Annotated in this window: 21 protein-coding genes and 1 pseudogene; 9 read left to right on the plus strand and 13 right to left on the minus strand. The window is 70.8% G+C overall.

Annotation, left to right across the window (positions count from 1 at the left end):
- Positions 1 to 158: 158 nt before the first annotated feature.
- Positions 159 to 1190 (minus strand): pyridoxamine 5'-phosphate oxidase family protein, encoded by a 1032-nt coding sequence (locus tag IF47_RS0124015; RefSeq protein ID WP_425423642.1) that lies wholly within the window; start codon positions 1188 to 1190, stop codon positions 159 to 161.
- A 67-nt stretch (positions 1191 to 1257) separates the two neighbouring features.
- A complete protein-coding gene (locus tag IF47_RS0124020; protein WP_245641217.1) occupies positions 1258 to 2607 on the minus strand; it encodes a globin domain-containing protein in 1350 nt (449 codons plus the stop codon).
- Between the two features lie 716 nt (positions 2608 to 3323).
- Between IF47_RS0124020 and IF47_RS0124025 the strand changes: the two genes are divergently transcribed.
- Complete coding sequence (locus tag IF47_RS0124025; RefSeq protein ID WP_031511073.1) at positions 3324 to 4241, plus strand: GNAT family N-acetyltransferase; 918 nt, start codon at positions 3324 to 3326, stop codon at positions 4239 to 4241.
- A gap of 59 nt (positions 4242 to 4300) precedes the next feature.
- Here IF47_RS0124025 and IF47_RS0124030 read toward each other — a convergent pair whose 3' ends face one another.
- On the minus strand, positions 4301 to 5704 hold the full coding sequence (locus IF47_RS0124030) for a serine hydrolase domain-containing protein (RefSeq protein WP_031511074.1): 1404 nt from the start codon (positions 5702 to 5704) through the stop codon (positions 4301 to 4303).
- Between the two features lie 178 nt (positions 5705 to 5882).
- Between IF47_RS0124030 and IF47_RS0124035 the strand changes: the two genes are divergently transcribed.
- Positions 5883 to 6890: a restriction endonuclease gene (locus IF47_RS0124035; protein ID WP_031511075.1), complete on the plus strand. Its 1008-nt coding sequence runs from the start codon at positions 5883 to 5885 to the stop codon at positions 6888 to 6890.
- A gap of 242 nt (positions 6891 to 7132) precedes the next feature.
- Positions 7133 to 7591 carry a VOC family protein gene (locus IF47_RS29760; protein WP_078592077.1) on the plus strand — a complete coding sequence of 153 codons (459 nt, stop codon included), beginning with the start codon at positions 7133 to 7135 and terminating at the stop codon, positions 7589 to 7591.
- Between the two features lie 8 nt (positions 7592 to 7599).
- Here the strand turns inward: IF47_RS29760 and IF47_RS0124045 are convergent.
- The 4 genes and pseudogenes from IF47_RS0124045 to dnaB all read right to left on the minus strand — a co-directional run.
- Positions 7600 to 8334: pseudogene (locus IF47_RS0124045) on the minus strand (DUF6597 domain-containing transcriptional factor); the annotation flags it as partial.
- Positions 8259 to 8684, minus strand: a complete 426-nt coding sequence (locus IF47_RS0124050; protein ID WP_031511078.1) for a YunG family protein — start codon at positions 8682 to 8684, stop codon at positions 8259 to 8261. The pseudogene IF47_RS0124045 and the gene IF47_RS0124050, both read right to left, overlap by 76 nt.
- Positions 8685 to 8751: 67 nt before the next feature.
- Positions 8752 to 9327, minus strand: coding sequence for a GNAT family N-acetyltransferase (locus tag IF47_RS0124055; protein ID WP_078592071.1), 576 nt, complete (start codon positions 9325 to 9327; stop codon positions 8752 to 8754).
- Positions 9324 to 10766: a replicative DNA helicase gene (gene dnaB, locus IF47_RS0124060; RefSeq protein WP_031511080.1), complete on the minus strand. Its 1443-nt coding sequence runs from the start codon at positions 10764 to 10766 to the stop codon at positions 9324 to 9326. Before dnaB ends, IF47_RS0124055 begins: the two co-directional genes overlap by 4 nt.
- A gap of 499 nt (positions 10767 to 11265) precedes the next feature.
- Between dnaB and IF47_RS0124065 the strand changes: the two genes are divergently transcribed.
- Positions 11266 to 12612 (plus strand): MATE family efflux transporter, encoded by a 1347-nt coding sequence (locus IF47_RS0124065; RefSeq protein ID WP_031511081.1) that lies wholly within the window; start codon positions 11266 to 11268, stop codon positions 12610 to 12612.
- A gap of 153 nt (positions 12613 to 12765) precedes the next feature.
- On the opposite strand, the gene rplI is transcribed toward IF47_RS0124065, so the two are convergent.
- The 4 genes from rplI to rpsF form a co-directional block, all read right to left on the minus strand.
- Positions 12766 to 13212: a 50S ribosomal protein L9 gene (gene rplI / locus IF47_RS0124070; RefSeq protein WP_031511082.1), complete on the minus strand. Its 447-nt coding sequence runs from the start codon at positions 13210 to 13212 to the stop codon at positions 12766 to 12768.
- An 18-nt stretch (positions 13213 to 13230) separates the two neighbouring features.
- On the minus strand, positions 13231 to 13467 hold the full coding sequence (rpsR, locus tag IF47_RS0124075; RefSeq protein WP_003978893.1) for a 30S ribosomal protein S18: 237 nt from the start codon (positions 13465 to 13467) through the stop codon (positions 13231 to 13233).
- 67 nt (positions 13468 to 13534) lie between these two features.
- On the minus strand, positions 13535 to 14080 hold the full coding sequence (locus tag IF47_RS0124080) for a single-stranded DNA-binding protein (protein WP_031511083.1): 546 nt from the start codon (positions 14078 to 14080) through the stop codon (positions 13535 to 13537).
- Between the two features lie 99 nt (positions 14081 to 14179).
- A complete protein-coding gene (rpsF, locus tag IF47_RS0124085; RefSeq protein ID WP_031511085.1) occupies positions 14180 to 14470 on the minus strand; it encodes a 30S ribosomal protein S6 in 291 nt (96 codons plus the stop codon).
- A 319-nt stretch (positions 14471 to 14789) separates the two neighbouring features.
- Here rpsF and IF47_RS0124090 point away from each other — a divergent pair, with 319 nt between their 5' ends.
- From IF47_RS0124090 to IF47_RS0124100, 3 genes are all read left to right on the plus strand, one after another.
- A complete protein-coding gene (locus IF47_RS0124090; protein ID WP_031511086.1) occupies positions 14790 to 15110 on the plus strand; it encodes a hypothetical protein in 321 nt (106 codons plus the stop codon).
- A gap of 159 nt (positions 15111 to 15269) precedes the next feature.
- Positions 15270 to 16388, plus strand: a complete 1119-nt coding sequence (locus IF47_RS0124095; RefSeq protein ID WP_031511087.1) for a lipid II:glycine glycyltransferase FemX — start codon at positions 15270 to 15272, stop codon at positions 16386 to 16388.
- A gap of 74 nt (positions 16389 to 16462) precedes the next feature.
- Positions 16463 to 17494, plus strand: coding sequence for an alanine racemase (locus IF47_RS0124100; protein WP_031511088.1), 1032 nt, complete (start codon positions 16463 to 16465; stop codon positions 17492 to 17494).
- A gap of 228 nt (positions 17495 to 17722) precedes the next feature.
- On the opposite strand, the gene IF47_RS0124105 is transcribed toward IF47_RS0124100, so the two are convergent.
- Together IF47_RS0124105 and IF47_RS0124110 are read right to left on the minus strand one after the other, a co-directional pair.
- A complete protein-coding gene (locus tag IF47_RS0124105; RefSeq protein WP_031511089.1) occupies positions 17723 to 18805 on the minus strand; it encodes an inositol-3-phosphate synthase in 1083 nt (360 codons plus the stop codon).
- Positions 18806 to 18866: 61 nt separating this feature from the next.
- On the minus strand, positions 18867 to 19484 hold the full coding sequence (locus tag IF47_RS0124110) for a PadR family transcriptional regulator (protein ID WP_031511090.1): 618 nt from the start codon (positions 19482 to 19484) through the stop codon (positions 18867 to 18869).
- 460 nt (positions 19485 to 19944) lie between these two features.
- Here IF47_RS0124110 and IF47_RS0124115 point away from each other — a divergent pair, with 460 nt between their 5' ends.
- Together IF47_RS0124115 and IF47_RS0124120 are read left to right on the plus strand one after the other, a co-directional pair.
- The gene (locus tag IF47_RS0124115) at positions 19945 to 22566 is read left to right on the plus strand and encodes a transglycosylase domain-containing protein (RefSeq protein ID WP_078592072.1); all 2622 of its coding nucleotides are present in this window, start codon (positions 19945 to 19947) and stop codon (positions 22564 to 22566) included.
- A 135-nt stretch (positions 22567 to 22701) separates the two neighbouring features.
- Positions 22702 to 24225 carry a glycosyltransferase family 87 protein gene (locus tag IF47_RS0124120; RefSeq protein WP_078592073.1) on the plus strand — a complete coding sequence of 508 codons (1524 nt, stop codon included), beginning with the start codon at positions 22702 to 22704 and terminating at the stop codon, positions 24223 to 24225.
- Positions 24226 to 24263 lie beyond the last annotated feature (38 nt).

The raw sequence follows: 24263 nt of genomic DNA on the forward strand, positions 1-24263 counted from the left end.
AGACATCATGCGCTGCCTCAAGCGATTCGTCGCCCGCGAGGTCTACCGCGCACTGACCACCCCAGCCACCGGACAAGTCACGCAAAACAGCCTCACCCCCGCGGCTTGACAACCATAGGAGCATCCGGCCGTCGAGGAGGGCGGGACGGAGACGGACGTCAGCCGAACCAGCCGGTGAAGGGGGTCTCCTCGGCTTCCTCGGCCTCCGCGCGGCGGCTGCGCGCCCTGGCCAGCACGCGCTCGGCGTGGGCCCGCCAGGCCGCCGGGTCCTTGTCGTTCGGCAGCGCGTCCCCGAGCGCCGGCGTCGTCTCCTCGACCGCCCGCGCCGTGCCGACCCGCTCCGAACCGGCCCGCTCTGTGCCGACCCGCTCCGCGAGGGCGGGGACGTGCTCGCGCGCCGGGCGCTCGGCCGGGCCGCGCTCGCGCGCGGCGCGCGCCGTTCCGAAGTAGTCGCCGCCCTTGCGCCGCAGGTCGTCGGCGCTCCCGTCGCGCGGCGTCCCCTTGGGCGCTTTCCGCAGGTGCGGGATGTGCTTGGCGCAGTGGATGTACGCCTCCTCCACCGTCACCCGCACCCACAGCCGCGCCCGTCGTCCGGGGGCGGGGTCGACCGGGATCTCGGGGTGCTCCGCCCGGATCGCCGCGTCCTCGACGACCTCGGCGCGGCCGTTGACGTGCAGGCCGATCCGGGCCTGGAAGAAGTCGATCATCAGGATGCCCACGTGCGGGTTCTCCTGGATGTTGCCCAGGCTGGCGTGCACGCCGTTGCCCCGGTACTCGGGGTAGACCAGGGTGCGCTCGTCGATCACGTGCAGGAATCCGGGCGGCCCGGCACGGAAGGTGTTGTCGCACTCGCCGTGCCGGTCGGCGGTGGCCAGGAAGAACATCTCCTGCTGCCCGACGAACTCCCGCATCCGCTCGTTGAGGTGGTCGAGCATCTGCTCGTCGTAGAAGCGGTCGGCGCGCTCGACCGTGCCCAGCCGCCGCTGCAGCGCGTGCTCGCCGTCGCTGCCGGGCCGCACGGGCGTGAACGCCTCCGCCCGCCGGTGCTCCACCGGGCCCACGGCCCGCAGCGTCATCGTCTCGTCGGCCGGCCTGACCGCGTCCGTCACTCCCGTCACATCCGCCACGCTCGCCATCTCCGTCGCATCCATCACATCCGTCACGCCCGCCACGCCGACGCCGTGGTTCACGCGGTGCTCCACGTCCCGTTCCACTTCTCCGTCGCTCTTGGTTCCTGCCGTACCCGGTCGTCCGCCGTCACCGGCCGCCCGCGACGGACAGGCCCTCGAGGGAGTCGTGCCGTATGCGGTGGGAGGGAATGCCGGACCCCACCAGCGCGTCCACCCCGTTGCGGATCATCCCGGGCGGACCGGAGAGGTAGCCGTCGTACGTGTGCCACGGCCCGCACCGCCGGACGGCGTCCGGCAGTCGGCCGGTGAGACCGTTCGACGGCCCCTCGGCGACCACCGGGCGGACCGACAGCCAGGGGTGCCGTCGCTCCATCTCCCACATGGCGTCCAGGTCGTACAGGTCGTGGTCGCTGCGGGCGCCGTAGAACACCTCCACCGAACGGGCCCTGCCCTGCCGGGCCACGTCCTCCACCAGCGCCTTGATCGGCGCGATGCCGGTGCCGCCGCCCAGACAGAGCAGGCCGTTGTCGCGGGAGTGGTCCACGGTCATCGTCCCCGCCGGGGCGCCCAGCCGCAGCACGTGGCCGGGGCGGGCGCGGTGGACGAGCGCGTTCGAGACCCAGCCCGCCGGCACGGCCTTGACGTGGAAGACCAGCAGCCCGTCCGGGCGCGGGGCGCAGGCGATGGAGTAGCTCCGCCACACCTTCGGCCACCACGGCGTCTCCACACTGGCGTACTGCCCGGCCCGGAAGGGGTAGGGGTGGTCGGGCCGCACGGTGATGACAGCGATGTCGGCGGTGCGCATCTCGTGCGAGACCACCTCCGCCTCCCACCAGGCGGGGGCGTGCCGCTCGTTCTCGGCCGCGGCGTCGATCATGATCTGGGAGATCGCGGTGTAGGCGCGCACCCAGGCGGCCTCCGTCTCCTCGTTCCAGGTCCGCGTGGCGTAGCGGGTGAGCGCGTCGATCAGGCACTCGCCGACGGCCGGGTAGTGCTCGGGTCGGGTGCCGTACTTGCGGTGGCCTCGGCCCAGGTGGGAGAGGTACTCGGTCAGGACGCGGGTGTCGTCGATGAGCCTGGCGGAGGTCAGCAGCGCCCTGAACAGCCGGTCGCGCTGGGCGTCCATGGAGGCGGGGAAGAGATCGCGCAGCCCCGGGTACCGGACGAAGAGCAGCGCGTAGAAGTACGAGGTGACCGCCTGGGCTATCGGCTCGACCTCGTCCAGCGTGCGGCGTATCAGCTCCGCGTCGTCTTCGGGATCGAACCTGCCGTAGTCGGGGTTGGCGACGAACGGTTCCGGGGAGGGCGCGGACGCGGGACGGGAGACCGGCGAGGGCGGGGGACCGGACGGCGACGCGGTCCGCTCCTCACTCGGAGTGTCGAACCAGTTCCACCCCCCGCCGGCGTCACGGCCCGCGGCGGCGGCTCCACCGGCCGCGCCCTGTGGAGTTCCGTTGCCCGCCGACGTAGTGGCCATGGTCTGTCTCGCCTCGAACATCTTCCGATCGGTCCGGTCGCTCACCGAAGGAGGAAAGCGCCCGTAGTGGAGACTCCGTGTCATCGGCCGCGGATTCCCGCGAGCGGCGATGTGAACTCGACCATACCGGCGCTCCGTCCATGCACAAGTCCCGACCACGACTCCACGGAATTTCCCGACTCCGCCACCCGTCGGACACACGTGGCCGTCCTCTCCGACGCCCCGCCCACCGTCCCCGACAGGCCCGCGGAGCAGGGAAGTCGGCCCTCCCGTCGGCCCGATGGCGGAGACCGGACCGGCGGGGGAGACGGACGGTGCGCACGGCGGCCGGTAAGCCCACGCGTCCCACCCGAGCACATCCCGCAAGCCACCCGACGCCAACCGCTCACATTTCCGGTGCGCGATCTTCACTTTCCCGGATGGCGTATCCGGTGGTACGGGAGAAACCCGGGGGATCGCCCCGTCCGCGCCGTCCCTCACGGGCCGCTCCCTTTCTCCCACGGCTCCCTTGCTCAGCCCGCTACTTGACGGCCCGGTACCTGACGACCCACTACCTGACGGCCCGGTGCTCGACGACCCCTCGTCGTTCGTTCTCTCCGCCATTCGTCCCCGGCCGCGTCCCCGGCCGTCCACGTCACCGGTTCCGCCGCGCGCCTCGGACGCGGCGGGGTAAACGGGTGGCCGTCCCACCGCCCGGTCGGCCATCCTGGTCTTCCGTGACATCCTCCGCACCGTCATCACCGCTCTCGTCCCCGCCGCCTCCCCACCCTCCGGTCGTCCGTCGCCTCACCCTCGACGACCTGCCGGCCTGCCTCGACCTCGCCGCCGACCGAGGCTGGGCCCGCGAGGAACACAAGTGGCGGCTGCTGCTGACCGCCGGGCAGGGCCACGGCATCGACGACCCCCGGGGCGGCCTGATCGGCGCCTTCGTCCTCACCACCTACGGCCCCTTGGACGGCGACCCCGGAGGCAGGCCCTCCGCCTGCGTCTCCATGGTGCTGGTCGCCGCGCGTCACGCCCGCCGCGGCCTGGGCCTGGGCCTGATGCGGCACGCGCTGGAGGAGGCGGGCGACGCCACCGTCTTCCTCTTCGCCACCGACCTCGGCCGCCCCCTCTACGAACGGCTCGGCTTCACCGCCCTCGCCCCCGCCGACATGTTCACCGGTCGCTTCGCCTGCTCCTGCGCCGAGGACCACACCGCCGCCGTCCCCGTACGCGACGCCACCGCGGCCGACCTGCCCGCCCTACGGGCCCTGGACGCCACCGTCTTCGGCGCCGACCGCACCCACCTCCTCGCCCGTCTCCCCTCCTTCGCCGACCGCATCGCCGTCGCCGCCACCGACACGGAGCTCACCGGTTTCGCCGCCGCCTGGCCGACCGAGGGCGCCACCGTGATCGGTCCGGTCGTCGCCGAGGACGAGACCACCGCACGGGCGCTGATCGCCCACCTGGCCTCGCGCGTCGAGGGCCCGATCCGCTTCGACACCTACGCCCACCACCGGGAGTTGGCCACCTGGCTGCGCGCCCACGGACTCGACGGCCGCTTCCTGGCCACCCTGATGGTCCACGGCACCCCGGACGTCCCCTGCGACACCGGCCGCGTCTTCGCCCCGTACTCGGTGGCGCTGGGCTGACGGCCCGCCCGACGCCCCCGAGGGTTCCGGGGGCGTCGGGCGGCACGGGGCGCGGGACGTCAGTCCGCGCGCCAGCCCTCCGGATCGACACCGCCCGGCACCGGGGCCTCGGGGTCGTACGGGCGACGGGTGAAGACGAACGTCCCCACATCGAGGTGGTCGGCCGTGCCGTCCGCACGGCGCACCACCCGCAGCGTCTCACCCGCGTAGTAGCCGTCCAGCCCCGTCCAGGTGCCGTCCTCCTCCGGCCGGAACCGGGAGCCCCGGCCCCCGCCTCCCACCGCGCCCAACTCCAACGCACGCCCCTCGCGCAGCCGCAGCACGAACGCCGACGGCCCCCAGTACCAGGTGCCGGTCAGCTCCAGCAGCCGTGGATCGGCCTCGGACCGCGGACGCCACGGCTCGGGGAAGGACGGCTCGCGCTCGGCCACGATCTCCAGCAGATCGGCCGCCAGGCCCCCCACCGGCACCCCCGACGTCGCGTTGACCAGTGCCACGCTCGCCAACCGATCCTCCGGAGCCGTCCACACGGCGGCCAGGAACCCCGGCATCGACCCGGTGTGCCCGGACAGCAACCGCCCGCCGGACCGGGCCAGTTGCAGCCCCAGCCCGTACGCCTGGTCCCAGGCGTCCGCCTCCGGGGCCACCGCCGGGGCCCGCATCTCGGCCAGGCTCTCCGCGGCGAGCACCCGTTCGTCGCCCGCCGTCAGGAACACCGCGTAGCGGCACAGGTCCTCGGCCGTCGACCAGAGCTGCCCGGCGGGCGCCATCAGCCCCGTCTCGGCGGCCGGTTCGGGCTGCGTCACGTCCGCCCACGGGTGCACGGCCCACCCGCGGGCGTACGGTTCCACGGGCAGCGTCGTCGTGCGGCGCATGCCCAGCGGCCCGAGCACCTCCTCGCGCAGCACGTCGCTCCACGGCGCCCCGCGCAGCCGCTCCACGAGGGAGCCCAGGAGCGCGTACCCGAGGTTGGAGTAGTGGTGCCGCCGCCCCGTCGGGTGCCGCAGCGGCCGCTCGCCGAAGAGGTCGCCCGGCTCGGGCCTCAACCCACCGGGGGTCCGCTCCCACCAGGGACCGCGCGGCTCCGCGGCCAGGCCGGAGGAGTGGGAGAGCACCTGGGCGATCGTCGCCCCGGCCAACGCCGGACCCGCGTCCGCGGGCACGTCCAGGTGCTTGCCGAGCGGATCGGCGAGGTCCAGCAGCCCCTCGTCGCGCAGCCGCATCACCAGCACGGCGACGAACGTCTTGGTGATCGACCCGATCCGGTACTGGGTGTCCGTGGTCGGCGGTTCGCCGTCCACATCGCCGCGCGCCCCGGCCCACACGGCCTTCCCGTCCCGCACCACGGCCCCGACCACCGAGGGCACCCGACCCTCGGCCTGTGCGCGGGCCAGCCTGTGGAGGAGGGCGCGACGGGTCTCGGGCAGCGGCTCCGCGTCCGGTTCTCCGTTGTCTGTGATCATGTGACCACCCTTCCCGATCACGCCCGCGGACGCCGGCCTTTTCCACCGCGTCACCCGAGGTGGACGGGCGCCCCTTCGCACGCTTTCACGTCGTTCGTTCGTGTCTCCACATGTTTCGTCTCGTTCTCCCTGTGAGGGGCGGGGCCATTGGGGTGACGCCCGATCGGAGGAGAAGACGATGGTGGACGAAACCGTCCTGTTGGAGTCGAGGGCACTGCGCGAGAGCGTGTCGGACCGCACGGAGGCACTCGACAAGATCAAGGCCCTCTCCGTCCTACCGGACGGACTCCACGTGACGACGCAGATGGTGGCGGACTACTTCGAGGTGGGCATCGAAGCCGTCAAGTCTCTGGTGAAGGACCACCGGGAGGAACTCCAGGCCAATGGATACCGGCTGTTGACGGGGTCCGCACTGAGGTCCTTCAAGGACCTCTGTGGGCTGAGTCCCCAGGCCCGCTCTGTGGGTATCTTCTCGCGGCGTGCCGTCCTCAACGTCGCGATGCTGCTGCGCGACAGCATCGTCGCACGTCAGGTGCGCTCTTACCTGTTGGACGCCGAGCGGAAAACTTATCCACAGCCTGTGGACGACCTGGTGCGCGCCCGCGTGGACATCGACCTCGCCGCCTTGGACGACCGCATCGCCCGCATCAGCGCCGAGACCGCGAGCAGGATCATCGGTCGGACGGTCGTCCCCATGCTGAACCAGCTCGTCCGGGCCTCCGGTGAGCAACACCGCGAGCTGCTCGAAATCCGCGAGGACCTCGAACGTGTCAAAAGCACCCTCCGTGAAAGGGGGGCCGGGAGGACGGTGCCGGCCGTGGACGTCATGGACCGGCGCGCGTTCGAGGACCACGTGGCCGAGCTGTGCCGCCGCGACGGGTGCGCCGTCACCGACACCGGCGGCAGCGGCCCGAGCACGGACCTCGTCGGCCACACCGCCGACGGGCGGCGGTTGATGGTGCGGTGTGAGCACTCCGGGTCGGAACGGACCGTGCGGAGCGAGGAGATGCGGGAGTTCATCGGAGCGGCGAAGGACGAGCACGGGGCGGAAGTGGCCCTGTTCGTCGCCACGTCCGCGTTCACCCCCGCCGCGCTGGACCTCGCCACCCGCCACGGTGTCACCGCCGTGCACCGCGCGCTGCTGGAGGCGTGGAGCACCGGGACGGTGCTCCAGGTGCTGCGCTGACGGCCGACCCGCACGCGGCAAAGGCCCGAAGTCGCAAAGCGAAGTTGCGGCTTCGGGCCTTGCGCAGTCTAGCGGCGATCGGACCATCGAGGCGCCGATTCGAACCTCACGTGCGAGGCGGCTCGGTACGGGGAGGGGTCCCCGGGTCACCCGTGATCGTCGCCCTGCGCCGACCCCACCGGGCCCGGCGGACGTCCGATTCCTTCAAGACCGGCGGCGGGGCCGCCGCCCACCATGGCGGCATGGCACCTCGATTCGACCTCATCGGTCTTGTCGTCACCGACCTGGCCGCCTCGCTCGCGTTCTACCGCCGCCTCGGGCTCGACGTCCCCGCCGACGCCGACGGCCTGCCCCACGTGGAGGCCCGCCTGCCGGGCGGGCTCCGCCTCGCCTGGGACACCGTCGAAACGGTCCGCTCCTACGACCCCGACTGGACCCCGCCCCGGGGCGGTGAGCGTGTCGGCCTGGCCTTCCGCTGCGACGACCCGGCCGCCGTGGACAAGCAGTACGCCGAACTCGTCCAAGCCGGGCACACCGGGTACAAGGAGCCCTGGGACGCCGACTGGGGACAGCGCTACGCCATCGTCCTGGACCCCGACGGCAACTCGGTCTCCCTCTTCGCCCCCTTGTCCGAGGAGCGGTCCGACAGGAGCGCCGAGAGCCGAACCCCCGTCAACTCCCTTACCTCACGGGAGAAGTGAGCCTGGTCCGCGTATCCGGCCGCAGCGGCGACCGACGCCGCCGGCACACCGGCACGGGCCATGCGCAGCGCCCGCTCCAGGCGCAGCACCCGGGCCAGCGTCTTCGGCCCGTACCCGAACGCGATCAGCGAACGACGGTGGAGCTGCCGCTCGCTCAGCGCGACCGTACGCGCCACGGTCGCCACGCTCGCGCCCGCGCGCAGCCCCGCCGCCACCGCGCGGGACAGCGGGTCGACCGGCGCGTCCCGCAGCCGGACCGCGGACAGTTCCTCCAGTACCCGTGCCCCGTCCGGGGCCTCCGCCACCCGCTCGGTCAGCTCCCGCACCCGGCCCTCCGGCCAGAGGGCGTCCAGCGGCACCCGCGCGTCGCGCAGCTCGTGAGCCGGCACGCCCAGGACACGGGGCCCGGTGCCGGGGGCGAACCGCAGCCCCACGTAAGCGGCGCCGGGCGCGTCGTCGACCGGATGGGCCCGGGTGTCGGGACCGGCCACCAACAACCCGCCGGCCGTCCAGATCACGTCCATGCACCCGTCCGGCAGCACCCGCGCCCGGCGGGCGCGCGGCAGGGCCTCCCGGTGCCACACCACCGCGCCGTCCACCAGCCGCGAGAGCCGCTCCCCGTACACGGACCCGGCATGCCCCGATGCCGCCCCGCGGGACGAGCGGTTCACGCGCCGGACGGTTCCGGCAGCGGCCCGAGCCGCTCGGCGACGCGGCGGCGCAGCAGCAGGTACTCGTCCCACCGGCGGGGCAGCCGCCCCGGAGGCCGCTCCACGATCCTGCCACCGGTCACCGTCTCACCCCTGATGAACTGCTCGCGGGTCAGGTCGAGTTCGATGCCGCTCGGCAGCCGGTTCCACCAGTGGTGGCCCTCCTGCCGGCCGTCGCAGAACACCTCGCCGACCACCAGGTCGCCGCCGAGCAGGTCGTTGACGATCAGGGAGGTGATGTCACAGTGCCCCCAGGCCGGATTCTCCGGGGTCCACTCGATGCGGGTGATGTCCGAAGGAGAGCAGGTGTCGGCGGCCCAACTGCTCCTCAGAGCACGGTCGAGACCGAGCAAGGACCACGGGGCCGATGAGTTCGGTGTCATGCGGGCAGCGTGACAGACACCACTGACACTCCCCTCCCGCCGTCTCACGCCCGCCCCGGGACCGGCCTCAGGGGCGCGCCGTCGCCGTGCCGCCCCGGTCGGTGGAGTACAGCGCCTGCGGCGCCCCCCACTCCACGAAACCGCCCACCCGTCGCATGCCCACGGCCTCCGGCAACCGGCGCGAACGGACGTTGGCCTCCTGCGTCACCGCGACCACCTCGGGCCGCTCCGGGGTGACCTCCGCCAGGGCCCAGGCCACCACGGCGGCGAGCGCCTCACGGCCGTACCCGCGCCCCCAGTGCTCGGGCAGCAACTGGTACGACACCTCCGTCCGCCCCTCCCGGCGCGACTCCGGTTCGACCAGCAGCGAACCGACCACGGGCCCGTCCACACCCAGGACAGCGACGAACAGACCGACCGCCCCCACGCATCCCCGCTCACGGGCCCGGAGCGCCTCGCCGCTCATGGGACCGCCGAGGTACCGGCGGACCTCCGCGTCCGTCCACAGCCGTGACACGGCGGCGACGTCGGCACGCTCGACCGGCCGCAGCACGAGCCGCTCCGTGACCAGTACGGCGGGCCAGAAGGCCGCCTCCGGCGGTGGTCCCGACGGCCCGGAGGCCGCCGCGCCCGACCCGGTCACGTCTGGGCCATGTCCACGAAGCGCGAGTAGTGACCCTGGAAGGCCACCGTGATCGTCGCCGTCGGGCCGTTGCGGTGCTTGGCCACGATCAGGTCCGCCTCGCCCGCGCGCGGCGACTCCTTCTCGTAGGCGTCCTCACGGTGCAGGAGGATGACCATGTCGGCGTCCTGCTCGATCGAACCCGACTCGCGGAGGTCCGAGACCATCGGCTTCTTGTCCGTGCGCTGCTCCGGCCCACGGTTGAGCTGGGAGAGCGCCACCACCGGCAGCTCCAGCTCCTTGGCCAGCAGCTTGAGGTTCCGGGACATCTCCGAGACCTCCTGCTGGCGGCTCTCGGGGCGGCGCGAGCCGCCCGACTGCATCAGTTGGAGGTAGTCGATGACGACGAGCCGCAGGTCGTTCCGCTGCTTCAGGCGGCGGCACTTGGCGCGGATCTCCATCATCGTCAGGTTCGGCGAGTCGTCGATGTACAGCGGGGCGCCCGTGACCTCCGGCATCTGACGCGCCAGCCGGTTCCAGTCCTCGTCCGTCATGCTGCCCGACCTCATGTGGTGCAGGGCCACCCGCGCCTCGGCCGACAGCAGACGCATCGCGATCTCGTTGCGCCCCATCTCCAGCGAGAAGATCACGCTGGGCAGGTTGTGTTTGATCGAGCACGCGCGGGCGAAGTCCAGGGCGAGGGTCGACTTGCCCATGGCCGGTCTCGCCGCGATGACGATCATCTGGCCCGGGTGGAGGCCGTTGGTGAGGGAGTCCAGGTCGGTGAAGCCCGTGGGGACGCCCGACATCTGGCCGCTGCGCGAGCCGATCGCCTCGATCTCGTCGAGCGCGCCCTCCATGATCTCGGCGAGGGGCAGGTAGTCCTCCGAGGTGCGCTGCTCGGTGACGGCGTAGATCTCCGCCTGGGCGGAGTTGACGATCTCGTCGACGTCGCCGTCGGCCGCGTATCCCATCTGCGTGATGCGGGTGCCCGCCTCGACCAGGCGGCGCAGGACGGCGCGCTCGTGGACGATCTCCGCGTAGTACTGGGCGTTGGCCGCGGTGGGGACCGTCTGGACCAGGGAGTGGAGGTAGCCCGGTCCGCCGACCTTGGCGATCTCGCCGCGTCTGGTCAGCTCCGCGGCGACCGTGATGGGGTCGGCGGGCTCCCCCTTGGCGTACAGGTCGAGGATCGCCTGGTAGATCGTCTCGTGGGCCGGGCGGTAGAAGTCCTTGCCCTGCAAGGTCTCCACCACGTCCGCGATGGCGTCCTTGGAGAGGAGCATGCCGCCGAGCACCGACTGTTCGGCGTCGAGGTCCTGCGGGGGGACCCGTTCGAAGGAGCCCGCCGCGCCCGCCGACCACGTGTCGGGGCCGCGGTCGTGCCGTTCGCCGTCCGGCGCCGCACCGCGAGGCCGGCGGGAGAGGGGCAGGTGGTCGCCCGGCCCGTCGCCCCCCACGACAGGGGCGTAACCGGGTGCCGGGCTCTCGACGTGGTCGGACTGGGTCACTCCGCCACCTCCTCCCGTTCCGTGCGGCCGTGCCCCCCATTCCTACGGCATGGCTCTGACAACGTGCGCGCCCGCCGGTCGGTTACGGCGCGTCGAGCCCACGGCCAAGGCGAGGGGAACAGCGGGCGGGCGCCGGACAACGGTATGGCTGTGGACGGTTTCGACCAACTCGGTTATCCACAGGGCATGTGGATGATCGGGCCCAGCCTGTGGAGAACTCGGCGAATCCTGTGCACGAGGCGGGGGACGGAGCTGTGGAGAACTCGGCAAGACCCTCGCAGAACCCACTATGACCTGCTGTTTCTTCATCCACCGCTTGTGCAGGAGAAAAACTTCGCACCCAGCTTCAAGATCGCGACAAACGGCGCAGAGGATCTCACCGCAGGTGAGGAATGGTAAGAGTCACAACCGTCTTGCAACTATTACTTGTGGATGTTTGGATCGGATCATGACACACGCTCCACAGCCCGCCGAACGCGCCTCCGTACGGCGCCACGACCGCGAGATCATCGCGCTGGCCCTCCCCGCCTTCGGCGCACTCGTCGCGGAGCCCCTCTTCGTCATGGTCGACAGCGCGATCGTCGGCCACCTGGGCACCCCGCAACTCGCCGGGCTCGGTGTCGCCGCCACACTGCTGACGACGAGCGTGAACATCTTCGTCTTCCTCGCCTACGCCACCACCGCCGCCGTCGCCCGCCGGGTCGGCGCCGGGGACCTGCCCGCCGCCATCCGCCAGGGCATGGACGGCATCTGGCTGGCGCTGCTGCTGGGCGCCGCGGTGATCGCCGTCGTCCTGCCCACCGCGCCCACCCTGATCGACCTGTTCGGAACGTCCTCGACCGCCGCTCCGTACGCCGTGACCTACCTGCGGATCAGCGCGCTGGGCATGCCGGCGATGCTCGTCGTCCTGGCGGCCACCGGGGTGCTGCGCGGACTCCAGGACACCCGGACCCCGCTGTACGTGGCCGTCGCGGGATTCTCCGCCAACGCCGTGCTCAACCTGCTCCTGGTCTACGGCGCGGGGCTCGGCATCGCCGGCTCGGCCTGGGGCACGGTGATCGCCCAGTGGGGCATGGCCGTCGCCTACCTGGTCGTGGTGGTCCGGGGCGCCCGACGGCACGGGGCGTCGCTGCGCCCGGACGTCGCCGGGATACGCGCCAGCGGACGGGCCGGGGCTCCGCTGCTGGTCCGCACGCTGTCGCTGCGGGCCATGCTGGTGATCGCGACCGCCGTCGCCGCGCGGCTGGGGGACGCCGAGGTGGCCGCGCACCAGATCACGTTGACCGTCTGGTCGCTGCTGGCCTTCGCGCTGGACGCCATCGCCATCGCCGGACAGGCGATCATCGGCCGGTATCTGGGCGCCGGGGACGCGGCGGGGGCGCGGGCGGCCTGCCGTCGGATGGTGCAGTGGGGCGTGGTGTCCGGGGTGGTGCTCGGGGCGCTGGTGGTCGTGGCGCGTCCGCTGCTGCTGCCGCTGTTCACCTCGGACACGACCGTGCACGACCAACTGACGCCGGCGCTGCTGGTGGTGGCGGTGACCTCGCCCATCGCGGGGGTGGTCTTCGTCCTGGACGGCGTGCTGATGGGGGCGGGCGACGGACCGTACCTGGCGTGGGCGGCGCTGGTGACCCTGGTGGTGTTCGCCCCGGTGGCGCTGGCCGTGCCGGTGCTGGGCGGAGGTCTGACCGCGCTGTGGTGGACGATCGCCGGCCTGATGATGGCGGTCCGGTTGATCACCCTGTGGCTGCGGGCCCGCTCGGGTCGCTGGGTGGTCACCGGAGCGGTCCGGGTCTGACGCCGGCCCGATGCGGGAGCCGACGCCGGGGCGGCGCGGAGGCCGGCGCGGTGCGGAGAACACCGGGGAGAACACCGGAAGGAACGGCGCAGGGCCGCGGTCCCGGGTGGGGACCGCGGCCCTGCGCGTCGACTGCCGTGTGCCGCGCCTGGATCAGGCGGCGCCGACCTCGACGCCGACCTTGGCGACGACCTCGGGGTGGAGGCGCACCGTCACCTGGTGGGAACCCAGGGTCTTGATCGGCGAGCCCAGCTCGATGCGGCGCTTGTCGACGTCCGGACCGCCCGCGGCCTTGACCGCACCGGCGATGTCGGCCGGGGTGACGGAGCCGAACAGCCGGCCCTGGTCGCCGGCGCGGACCTTCAGGCGGACCGTGAGGCGCTCGATCTGGCCCTTGATCTCGTTGGCCTGCTCGACCGTGGCGATCTCGCGGGCCTTGCGGGCGCGACGGATCTGCTCCACGTCCTTCTCGCCGCCCTTGGTCCAGCGGATCGCGAAGCCACGGGGGAGCAGGTAGTTGCGGGCGTACCCGTCCTTCACCTCGACGACGTCGCCGGCGTTGCCGAGACCGGAGACCTCGTTGGTCAGGATGATCTTCATCTGTCGGTCATCCCTTCCTTATCGAGCGGTCGAGGTGTAGGGCAGCAGCGCCATCTCACGGCTGTTCTTCACGGCCGTGGCGACGTCGCGCTGGTGCTGGGTGCAGTTGCCGGTGACCCGGCGGGCACGGATCTTGCCGCGGTCGGAAATGAACTTCCGCAGCAGGTTCGTGTCCTTGTAGTCGACGTAGGAGATCTTCTCCTTGCAGAACACGCAAACCTTCTTCTTCGGCTTGCGAGCAGGCGGCTTCGCCATTGTCTCTCTCCGTTTGGTTCAAGAAGTCTGTGCCTGTGAGCACGGCCCTTCCCGACCCGTGGGTCCGTCAGAAGGGGGGCTCGTCCGAGTAGCCGCCACCGGAGCCGCCGCCCCAGCCGCCACCGCCGCCGCCCTGGCCACCGGCCGGAGCGCTCGTGGCCCACGGGTCTCCCGCGGGAGCGCCGCCGCCCTGCTGGCCGCTGGGGCCGCCGGGGCCGCCGCCCCAGCCGCCGCCCTGGCCACCGCGGCCGGTGGTCTTGGTGACCTTGGCCGTGGCGTTGCGCAGGCTGGCGCCGACCTCGTCGACGTCCAGCTCGAAGACCGTGCGCTTGATGCCCTCGCGGTCCTCGTACGACCGCTGCTTGAGGCGGCCCTGCACGATGACGCGGGTGCCCTTGGTGAGGGACTCCGCGACGTTCTCCGCCGCCTGCCGCCAGACCGAGCAGGTCAGGAAGAGGCTCTCGCCGTCCTTCCACTCGTTGGTCTGCCGGTCGAAGGTGCGGGGAGTGGACGCGACACGGAACTTCGCGACCGCCGCACCGGAGGGGGTGAAGCGCAGCTCGGGGTCGTCGACGAGATTGCCGACGACCGTGATGACGGTCTCGCCTGCCATGGGTGAACCTCTCGGCGGGGTGCTGCTGGCTGCTGGTGATGCTGTGGGGCTCGGGCGTTCGGTGCGTCGCCCTCACCCCGGCTCCGCTGGGCGGACTGCTCAGCGGGTGTCGGGACGGAGGACCTTGGTCCGCAGAACCGACTCGTTCAGGTTCATCTGCCGGTCGAGTTCCTTGACGACCGCGGGCTCGGCCCGCAGGTCGATGACCGAGTAGATGCCCTCGGGCTTCTTCTTGATCTCGTAAGCGAGACGACGACGGCCCCAGGTGTCGACCTTCTCCACCTTGCCGCTGCCCTCGCGGACGACGGAAAGGAAGCTCTCGATCAGCGGGGAGACAGCGCGCTCCTCGAGATCGGGGTCGAGGATGACCATCACCTCGTAGTGACGCATGTGGAACCCACCTCCTCTGGACTCAACGGCCACGGTCGTTCCGTGGCAGGAGGGTCTATGCGTTGTGGACAACGGTATCGGCCGGCACCGACAGTCCCGGTGGCTTTTCCGGAACCGCCTCCGTTCCCGTTCCCGGGAACGATCGTGACCTGGGCAGACACCGTGCGGACGGTACAGACTACCCGCACCGCGACTCCGGTTGAAATCCGGTGTCCGCTCACCGCAATCTGGACACAACGGATGTGAGCGGCGTCACCCGGCGCCGCTTCCGACGATCCGGGCGTTCCAGGCGTTCCGGATGCTCCGCAGGAGGTGTCCCATGGCACAGGCGGTACGGAAGAAGGGCGGCGGCATCGCGTCCTTCCTCAACAGCGACCACCGGGCTCATCCGGTCGAGAACCGGCTCGTCGTGGTGGCGGCGGTCCTCGGCCTGGTCGCCCTCATCGCGGGTTTCTTCCCGGGCCTGCACCTGCTCGCCTCCTGGGCCGGCCTGGCGGGCATCGTCTCCGGTCTCTGGGGACAGATGATCTCCGCGACCACGGAGGAGCGGTTCGTGCTGGTCATCGCCACGGGCGCGGCGGCCTTCGGCTTCTTCCTGGGCATGTGGCACGGCGGACTGTTCGGAGGCCTGCTCGGTTAGCCGTCCCTCCTCGTCGCCCCGCGGCCCGTCCCCACCGTTTCCTCCGGCTCCCTTCGGGCCCCGCCCCCGGCGTTGCCCCGCCGGGGCACGGTCGTCGCTGCTCGGCCCACAGTAGGCTTCCCGCCAGACCCTGCGAAGTACGCCGGAGGAGCGCCCCGTATGAGCCTGACCCTGAGGACGATCAGTCGCGAGCAGCACCTGGCGTATATCCGCAGCCTCCCATCGGCCAGCCACATGCAGGTCCCGGCATGGGCCGACGTGAAGGCCGAGTGGGGCTCGGAGAACCTGGGCTGGTTCGACGGCAACGGCGAACTGGTCGGGGTCGGTCTGGTGCTGTACCGGCAGTTGCCGAAGGTCAAACGTTATCTCGCGTACCTGCCCGAAGGGCCGGTGATCAACTGGTACGCGCCGAACCTGGAGGAGTGGCTGCGCCCGATGCTGGCGCACCTGAAGTCCAAGGGCGCGTTCTCGGTGAAGATGGGCCCGCCCGTGGTGATCCGGCGCTGGGACGCCCCCGCGATCAAGGCGGGCATCCAGAACCCGGACGTGAAGCGGCTGCGGGACGTGGAGGCCACGCACATCGAGCCGCGTGCCTTCGAGGTGGCCGACCGGCTGCGGCGGATGGGCTGGCAGCAGGGCGAGGACGGCGGCGCCGGCTTCGGCGACGTACAGCCCCGCTACGTCTTCCAGGTGCCGCTGGAGGGCCGGACGCTGGACGAGGTCCACAAGGGCTTCAACCAGTTGTGGCGGCGCAACATCAAGAAGGCCGAGAAGGCCGGCGTCGAGGTCGTGCAGGGCGGTTACGACGACCTGACCACCTGGCAGGAGCTGTACGAGATCACCGCCGAGCGCGACCGGTTCCGGCCTCGCCCGCTGGCGTACTTCCAGCGGATGTGGAAGGCCCTGAACACCGAGGACCCCAACCGGATGCGGCTGTACCTCGCCAAGCACGAGGGCGAGGCCGTGGCCGCGGCCACCATGCTGATCGTGGGCGGGCACGTGTGGTACTCGTACGGCGCCTCCGCGAACCACAAGCGGGAGGTCCGTCCGTCGAACGCGATGCAGTGGCGGATGCTCCAGGACTCCTACGCCCTGGGGGCGAGCGTGTACGACCTGCGCGGCATCAGCGACTCCCTGGACGACAGCGACCACCTCTTCGGCCTGATCCAGTTCAAGGTGGGCACGGGCGGCCAGGCGGTGGAGTATCTCGGCGAGTGGGACTTTCCGCTCAATAAGCTGCTGCACAAGGCGCTCGACATCTACATGTCGCGCCGCTGACGCCCGTCTCCACGCACGTCCGGCGGTTCCCCGGAAGGGCCCGCCCGAACCGATGAGAAAGGTTCCGTACGGCCATGGCGCTCACCCTCTACGTCGACACCGAACGCTGGCGGGCGCACCAGCGGTCGGTACTCGGGCAGTTCCCGGGGCTGGTTCCGGTCTGCAAGGGCAACGGCTACGGCTTCGGCCACGAGCGGCTGGCCGACGAGGTCACCCGCTTCGGATCGGACGTCATCGCCGTGGGCACGACGTACGAAGCCGCCCGCATGAAGGACTGGTTCAGCGGGGACCTGCTGGTGCTCACCCCGTTCCGGCGCGGTGAGGAGCCGGTCCCCCTCCCGGACCGGGCGATCCGCACCGTCTCGTCGGTGGACGGGGTGAACGCGCTGGTGGGCGCGCGTGTCGTCATCGAGGTGATGAGCTCGATGAAGCGGCACGGAGTGCTGGAGGAGGACCTCGGCAAGCTGCACGCCGCGATCGACGACGTACGGCTGGAGGGCTTCGCGATCCACCTGCCGCTGGACCGCACCGACGGCACGGACGCGGTGGAGGAGGTCATCGGCTGGATGGACCGGCTGCGGGCCGCCCGGCTGCCGCTGGAGACGATGTTCGTCAGCCACCTGAAGCCGGAGGAGTTCGCGCGGCTCCAGCAGCAGTTCCCCCGGACCCGGTTCCGCGCGCGGATCGGGACGCGGCTGTGGCTGGGGGACCACAAGGCGACGCAGTACCGGGGCTCGGTGCTGGACGTGACGCGGGTGTCCAAGGGCGACCGCTTCGGCTACCGCCAGCAGAAGGCGCCGGGCGACGGCTGGCTGGCGGTGGTGGCGGGCGGCACCTCGCACGGGGTGGGTCTGGAGGCCCCGAAGACCATGCACGGCGTGACGCCGCGGGCCAAGGGCGTGGCACGGGCCGGCCTGGCGACGGTCAACCGCAACCTCTCCCCGTACCTGTGGGACGGCAAACAGCGCTGGTTCGCCGAGCCGCCGCACATGCAGGTGTCGATCCTGTTCGTCCCGGAGGACGCGGCGGAGCCGAAGGTCGGCGACGAGCTGACGGCGATCCTGCGGCACACCACGACGCAGTACGACCGGCTGGTCGAGCACTGACGACGGCTCCGTCGTCCCGCGGCGGCCGGTCCACGTCGGCCGGTCCGCGGTAGGACGCGCGGCCGGATGCGCGTGGAGACGGCCGAGGGGCCCCGGACGGCTGTCCGGGGCCCCTCGGCGTCGCGTGGGCGGCCTTGTTCGCCGGCGCCCCTGTTCCGCCGGCGCTCAGTGCGTCACCCTCGGGTCCGTCGGTGTTCGTCGGTGTCCGACGGTCGGCGTCGCCTCGCGTCAGCGCTCGATCTCGCCGCGGATGAACTTCTCCACGTTCTCCCGCGCCTGGTCGTCGAAGTACTGGACCGGCGGGGACTTCATGAAGTACGAGGAGGCGGAGAGCACCGGACCACCGACACCGCGGTCCTTGGCGATCTTCGCGGCGCGCAGGGCGTCGATGATGACACCCGCGGAGTTCGGGGAGTCCCAGACCTCCAGCTTGTACTCCAGGCTCAGCGGGACGTCGCCGAAGGCACGGCCCTCGAGGCGGACGTAGGCCCACTTGCGGTCGTCCAGCCAGGCCACGTAGTCGGACGGGCCGATGTGGACGTTCTTCTCGCCCAGCTCGCGGTCGGGGATCTGGGAGGTGACGGCCTGGGTCTTGGAGATCTTCTTGGACTCCAGGCGGTCGCGCTCCAGCATGTTCATGAAGTCCATGTTGCCGCCGACGTTGAGCTGCATCGTGCGGTCGAGGATGACGCCGCGGTCCTCGAAGAGCTTGGCCAGCACGCGGTGCGTGATGGTGGCGCCCACCTGGGACTTGATGTCGTCGCCGACGATCGGGACGCCGGCCTCGGTGAACTTGTCCGCCCACTCCTTGGTGCCGGCGATGAAGACCGGCAGGGCGTTGACGAAGGCCACCCGCGCGTCGATGGCGCACTGCGCGTAGAACTTGGCGGCTTCCTCGGAGCCCACCGGGAGGTAGCAGACCAGGACGTCGACCTGGCGGTCCTTGAGGACCTGGACGACGTCGACCGGCTCCTCGGAGGACTCCTCGATGGTCTCGCGGTAGTACTTGCCCAGGCCGTCCAGGGTGTGACCGCGCTGGACGGTGACGCCGGTGGAGGGCACGTCGCAGATCTTGATGGTGTTGTTCTCGCCGGCGCCGATGGCGTCGGCCAGGTCGAGGCCGACCTTCTTGGCGTCCACGTCGAACGCGGCCACGAACTCGATGTCCGAGATGTGGTAGTCGCCGAACTGCACGTGCATCAGACCCGGCACGCGGCTCTTCGGGTCGGCGTCCTTGTAGTACTCGACGCCTTGCACCAGCGAGGCGGCGCAGTTGCCCACGCCGACGATGGCTACGCGAACCGAACCCATTGGCGGTTGCTCCCTGTGTGTTCTCAGTAGTTCCCGAAGAGGACCCGCTCGGTACGGACCCTCACTTGGTGGTGTCTTCCTCGGACGGATCGGACGGGGTCTCCCCACGGCGCTGATCGCGCCCCGCCCGCTCGCTCTCGATGAGCTCGTTGAGCCAGCGGACCTCGCGCTCCACGGACTCCATTCCGTGCCGCTGGAGCTCGAGGGTGTAGTCGTCCAGGCGCTCGCGCGTACGGGCCAGGGAGGCGCGCATTCTGGCGAGGCGCTCCTCCAGGCGGCTGCGGCGGCCTTCCAGCACCCGCATCCGCACGTCGCGCGAGGTCTGGCCGAAGAAGGCGAAGCGGACGCCGAAGTGCTCGTCCTCCCAGGCGTCCGGCCCGCTCTGGGCCAGGAGCTCCTCGAAGCGCTCCTTGCCCTCGGCCGTCAGCCGGTAGACGATCCTGGCCCGGCGCCCGGCGAGCGGCGCCGAGGAAGACTCCTCGGACGGGCCGCCGGACTCCTCCGTCAACCATCCCCGCTGCACCAGCGTCTTGAGGCAGGGGTAGAGGGAGCCGTAGCTGAAGGCGCGGAAGACCCCCAGTGAGGTGTTGAGTCGCTTGCGCAGTTCGTATCCGTGCATCGGCGACTCGCGGAGCAGCCCCAGAACGGCGAACTCCAGGATTCCCGAGCGCCTGCCCATCGCCGTCACTCCCTCCGTCCGTCGGCACCGCGGTCGTACGGCGACTGCGGTGGCTGCCCCGCGTCCGTGTCTCGCGGTGGTGTCTCCGGTGTGTGTTTCCGGGTGTCCTTCTCCACCGGTGTCTCGCACCGATGTATCGACCCGATACATCGTAGCGATAGCTCAGACGATAGAACGCCGCCCCGAAGGCGACAAGAGGAGGGGTGAGGGGACTCACACCGTCGATTCGCCACAGGTCGTCTGACCCTTTTACGAGAAATGCCGGTCTTGGCATGTTTTGAAGCTGCGTAGTCTGTCCGCTGTGCAGAAGGTGACCGGGAACCAACAAGACGCTGGACGCGTCCCCATCCCGGGTGCAGTGCGGCCGGTTCGGAGGATCCGGCCCGGCCGTACGTCGGGAGACCGGAAGCACACCGCCGCCTTCAGGCGAGAGCGCCTGCCCGAGGAGTAGCTGTTCCAAATGAGCGAGCACCGTCGCAAGCCGCCGCAGTCGCGTGGCCGGCGCGCCGCCCAGCCGCCGTCCGGCGGTCGGCGCGCCGCGCAGCCGCCCCATGGGGCCACCTCGAGCTCCCACGGCATGCCCTCCGACCGCCCCCACGGCGGCCGGGCCGAGGCCCGGCGGGCTGCCCAGCGCGCCGCGGGCGGTAGACGCCGCGCCGCGAGCGGCGCCACCGCCGTCGGGGGCCGTCGGGGGTACCAGGAGCCGCGGAAGAAGCGGTTCATCGACTATCCCCGGTCCGACAAGTACGGCTGGCGCCGTTGGCTGCCGTCCTGGAAGCTGGTCTCCGGCCTGTGCCTGGTGTTCCTGGCCACGCTCGTCGGTCTGGCCGCGGTGGCCCTGGCGGTGGTGGGAGTCCCGAGCGAGAAGAACGCCGCGGCGGTCCGGCAGAACAACGTCTACTACTGGGACGACGGCAAGACCGTGATGGCCCAGGTCGGCGACAAGAACCGGCAGAACCTCAACATAGCGGACATCCCGAAGTCGATGCAGGACGCGGTCGTCGTCGCCGAGAACGCCACCTTCTGGGAGGACAGCGGCATCGACCCGATGGGCGTCGCCCGCGCGTTCTTCAACATGGCCACCGGCGGTGACACCCAGGGTGGTTCCACCATCACCCAGCAGTTCGTGAAGAACACCTACCTCACCCAGGACCAGACCATCTCGCGCAAGGTCCGCGAACTGTTCATCTCCATCAAGGTCAACACCGACATGGAGAAGGAGGAAATCCTCCAGGGCTACCTCAACACCAGCTACTACGGACGGAACGCGTACGGCATCCAGGCCGCGGCCCAGGCGTACTTCGAGAAGAACGCCGAGGACCTGACCACGCCCGAGAGCGCCCTGCTCACCACGGTGCTCAAGGGCCCCGACCTGTACGACCCGGCCGGCGGCACCCACACCTCCGCCCAGGAGAACACCGAGCGCGCCAAGGAACGGTGGAACTGGGTCCTGGACCGGATGGTCGAGCTGGACAAGCTCGACAAGGCCGAGCGGGACACGTACGAGTTCCCCGAGATCGCCCCCCGCAAGCCGCTGGCCGGCCAGACCGGACAGACCGGCTATCTGGTCTCCCTCGCCGAGGCCGAGGTGCGGAAGAAGCTCAACCTCACCAAGGAGCAGTTCGACCAGGGCGGTTACCAGATCTACACGACCTTCAACAAGAAGAAGGTCGACGCGCTGACCAAGGCGGTCGACAAGGTCGGCAAGCAGTACCTCAAGCCCGACGAGCGCCCTGACAAGGACAAGTACGTCCAGTTCGGCGCGGCCTCGGTGGAGCCGGGCAGCGGCAAGATCGTCGCCATCTACGGCGGCCCGGGTTTCGACAAGCAGCACTTCACCAACAACGCGGACACCCAGGGCGTGCCGGTCGGTTCGGTCTGGAAGCCGTTCGTGCTCTCCGCCGCCATGGAGCACGGCACGTACCGGAGCGGGGGCGAGGGCATCTCGCCGGAGAGCGTCTACAACGGCGACAACAAACTCAAGATCAAGCAGCAGGACGGCACCGACTACCTGGACAAGGAAGGCAACCCCTTCTACCAGGTGAACAACGCCGACAAGGACCACGGGCCCGTTACCCTGCGCAAGGCCATGGAGGTGTCCGCCAACACCCCCTTCGTCCAGCTCGGCATGGACGTGGGCATGGACAAGGTGAAGGCCGCGGCCAAGAAGGCCGGCATCGACGAGGACAGCTTCGACCCCAACCTCAACCCCTCCTTCGCCCTGGGGACCTCCACCCCCGGCGCCATCGAGATGGCCGAGGCGTACGCGACGTACGCCGAGTCCGGTATCCACGTCGAGCCGTACTCGGTGATCAAGGTCGAGTTGGAGGGCGTGGAGCAGGAAGGCTTCGAGAAGCCGCAGCGCGAGACGGCGGTCGACGCCAACATCGCCAACAACATCACCGACATCCTGCACAAGAACGTCGTCAACGGACCGGATGGCACCGGTTACCGTGCCAAGGACCTGGGCCGCCCCTCGGCGGGCAAGACCGGTACCACCGACAAGAACAAGTCCGCCTGGTGGGTCGGCTACACCCCGCAGTTGTCCACCGCCGTCACGATGTTCCGCTCCAAGCCCGACGAGCCCGGACTGCTGTCGATGAACGGCACGGGTGGCTTCAAGTCCATCCACGGTGGTGAGCTGCCCACCCAGGTGTGGGTGGACTACATGAAGGTGGCCCTCGAGGGCGAGCCGGTGGAGAACTTCCCCAAGGCCCTTCCCATGGGGCAGAAGGCCGACCAGCCCGGCGCCGCGAGCCCGACACCGACCGAGACCGAGACGCCCGAGCCGTCGCCGTCCGAGACCGAGACGCCCGAGCCGTCCACGGAACCGTCGCCGACCACGTCGCCGTCCGAGTCGCCGTCGAGCACCTGCCGTCCCAACGACTGGTTCTGCGAGGACACCTCGGGCCAGACGGAGGGCAACACCGGCGGTGACAACCAGGGCAACACCGAGGGGAACACCGCAGGCAACGACCAAGGCCAGACGGAGGGCAACACCGGCGGCGGAGACGACCAAGGCAACACCGGAGGCCGTCCCGGCGGCAACGACGGCGGCATCTGGGGCATGAACGCAAACTGATCCCGTCCGCCTCACTCGCCCACTCGCACAAGAGCGGTGCCGGCCGAGCCGGCACCGCTCTTGTGCTCTCCGGCACCGCCCACGGTGGTCCCGCGACACCACGGACCCGACCGCGGCATACGGCAGGATGGGCCCATGACGTTCGCGCGCCAGGACCCACAGGCACCGGTACGGCCCACCGACCAGGACGAGATCGCGGCCAAGGGCAGCGAGCTGATCGGCGGCCCGATCGGCCGGCGCGCACTGACCGGGCGGCACTGGTGGTCGCCCGTGCGGATCGTGCTGCTGGTGATGATGGGCATGTTCGCGCTCGGCATGGTGCAGAAACTGCCCTGCTACGAGAGCGGCTGGTTCCGCGGCCAGACCGCCCAGTACGTCCACGCCTGCTACTCCGACATCCCGCACCTCTACACCGGCCGCGGTTTCGCCGCCGACCTCACGCCGTACTTCGACCGCATCCCGCAGACCATCTCCGGCGGAATGGAGTACCTGGAGTATCCGGTGCTGACCGGGGTGTTCATGGAAGTCGCCTCCTGGCTCACCCCGCAGCACGGCGAGATGGTGCAGCGGCAGCAGATCTACTGGATGGTCAACGCCGGGATGCTGATGGCGTGCGCCGCCGTCCTGGTGGTGTGTGTGGCGCGCGTCCACCGGCACCGGCCCTGGGACGCTCTGCTGGTCGCCCTCGCTCCGGCCCTGGCACTGACCGCCACCATCAACTGGGACCTGCTCGCCGTCTCCCTGACCGCCGCGGCGATGCTGATGTGGTCGCGGAGCCGCCCGTTCGCCTTCGGGGTGCTGCTCGGCCTCGCGACCGCCGCCAAGTTCTACCCGTTCCTGCTGTTGGGTCCGCTGCTGGTGCTCTGCTGGCGCGCGGGGCGCCGGCGGGAGTTCGGAACGGCGCTGGGCGGGACCGCGATCTCGTGGCTGGCGGTCAACCTGCCCGTCATGGCGTTGGCGCCGGACGGCTGGTCGAAGTTCTACACGTTCAGCGAAGAGCGCGGCGTCGACTTCGGTTCGATCTGGCTGATCATCTCGCAGCGCGCCAACGATCCGTTGGAGCACGCCAACACCTACGCCATGGTGCTGATGGCCCTGGGCTGCGCCGGGCTCGCCGCGCTCACGCTGTGCGCGCCGCGGCGCCCGCGCTTCGCCCAGCTCGCCTTCCTCGTCGTCGCCCTGTTCATCGTGACCAACAAGGTCTACTCGCCGCAGTACGTGCTGTGGCTCATCCCGCTGGCCGCCCTGGCCCGGCCTCGGTGGCGCGACTTCCTGATCTGGCAGGCGTGCGAGGTGCTGTACTACCTCGGCATCTGGTTCTACCTCGCCTACACCGGCAGCGGCGACAAACACCACGGGCTGCCCACCGAGGGCTACCAGGTCGCCATCGCGGTCCATCTGCTCGGCACCCTGTACCTGTGTGCGGTGGTCCTGCGGGACATCCTGGTGCCGGAGCGCGACGTGGTCCGGCAGGACGGCTCCGATGACCCCTCGGGCGGCGTCCTGGACGGTTCCCCCGATGTCTTCGCCCTCGGCCGTCGCCGCGACCCCTGGTACGGGTACGGGTACGGCGCTTCCCGGAGTGTTTCCCCGGGCGCTCCCCATGACGCCGTCCAGGGCGGCCAGGCGCCGGTGACGGGGTGGGGACCTCCCTCGTGACCTGGTCACGGGGAGCTGCCTCCCAGGAGGTCTCACAC

It is taken from the genome of Streptomyces megasporus, from assembly GCF_000718985.1.
GTDB classification, from domain to species: Bacteria; Actinomycetota; Actinomycetes; order Streptomycetales; family Streptomycetaceae; genus Streptomyces; species Streptomyces megasporus.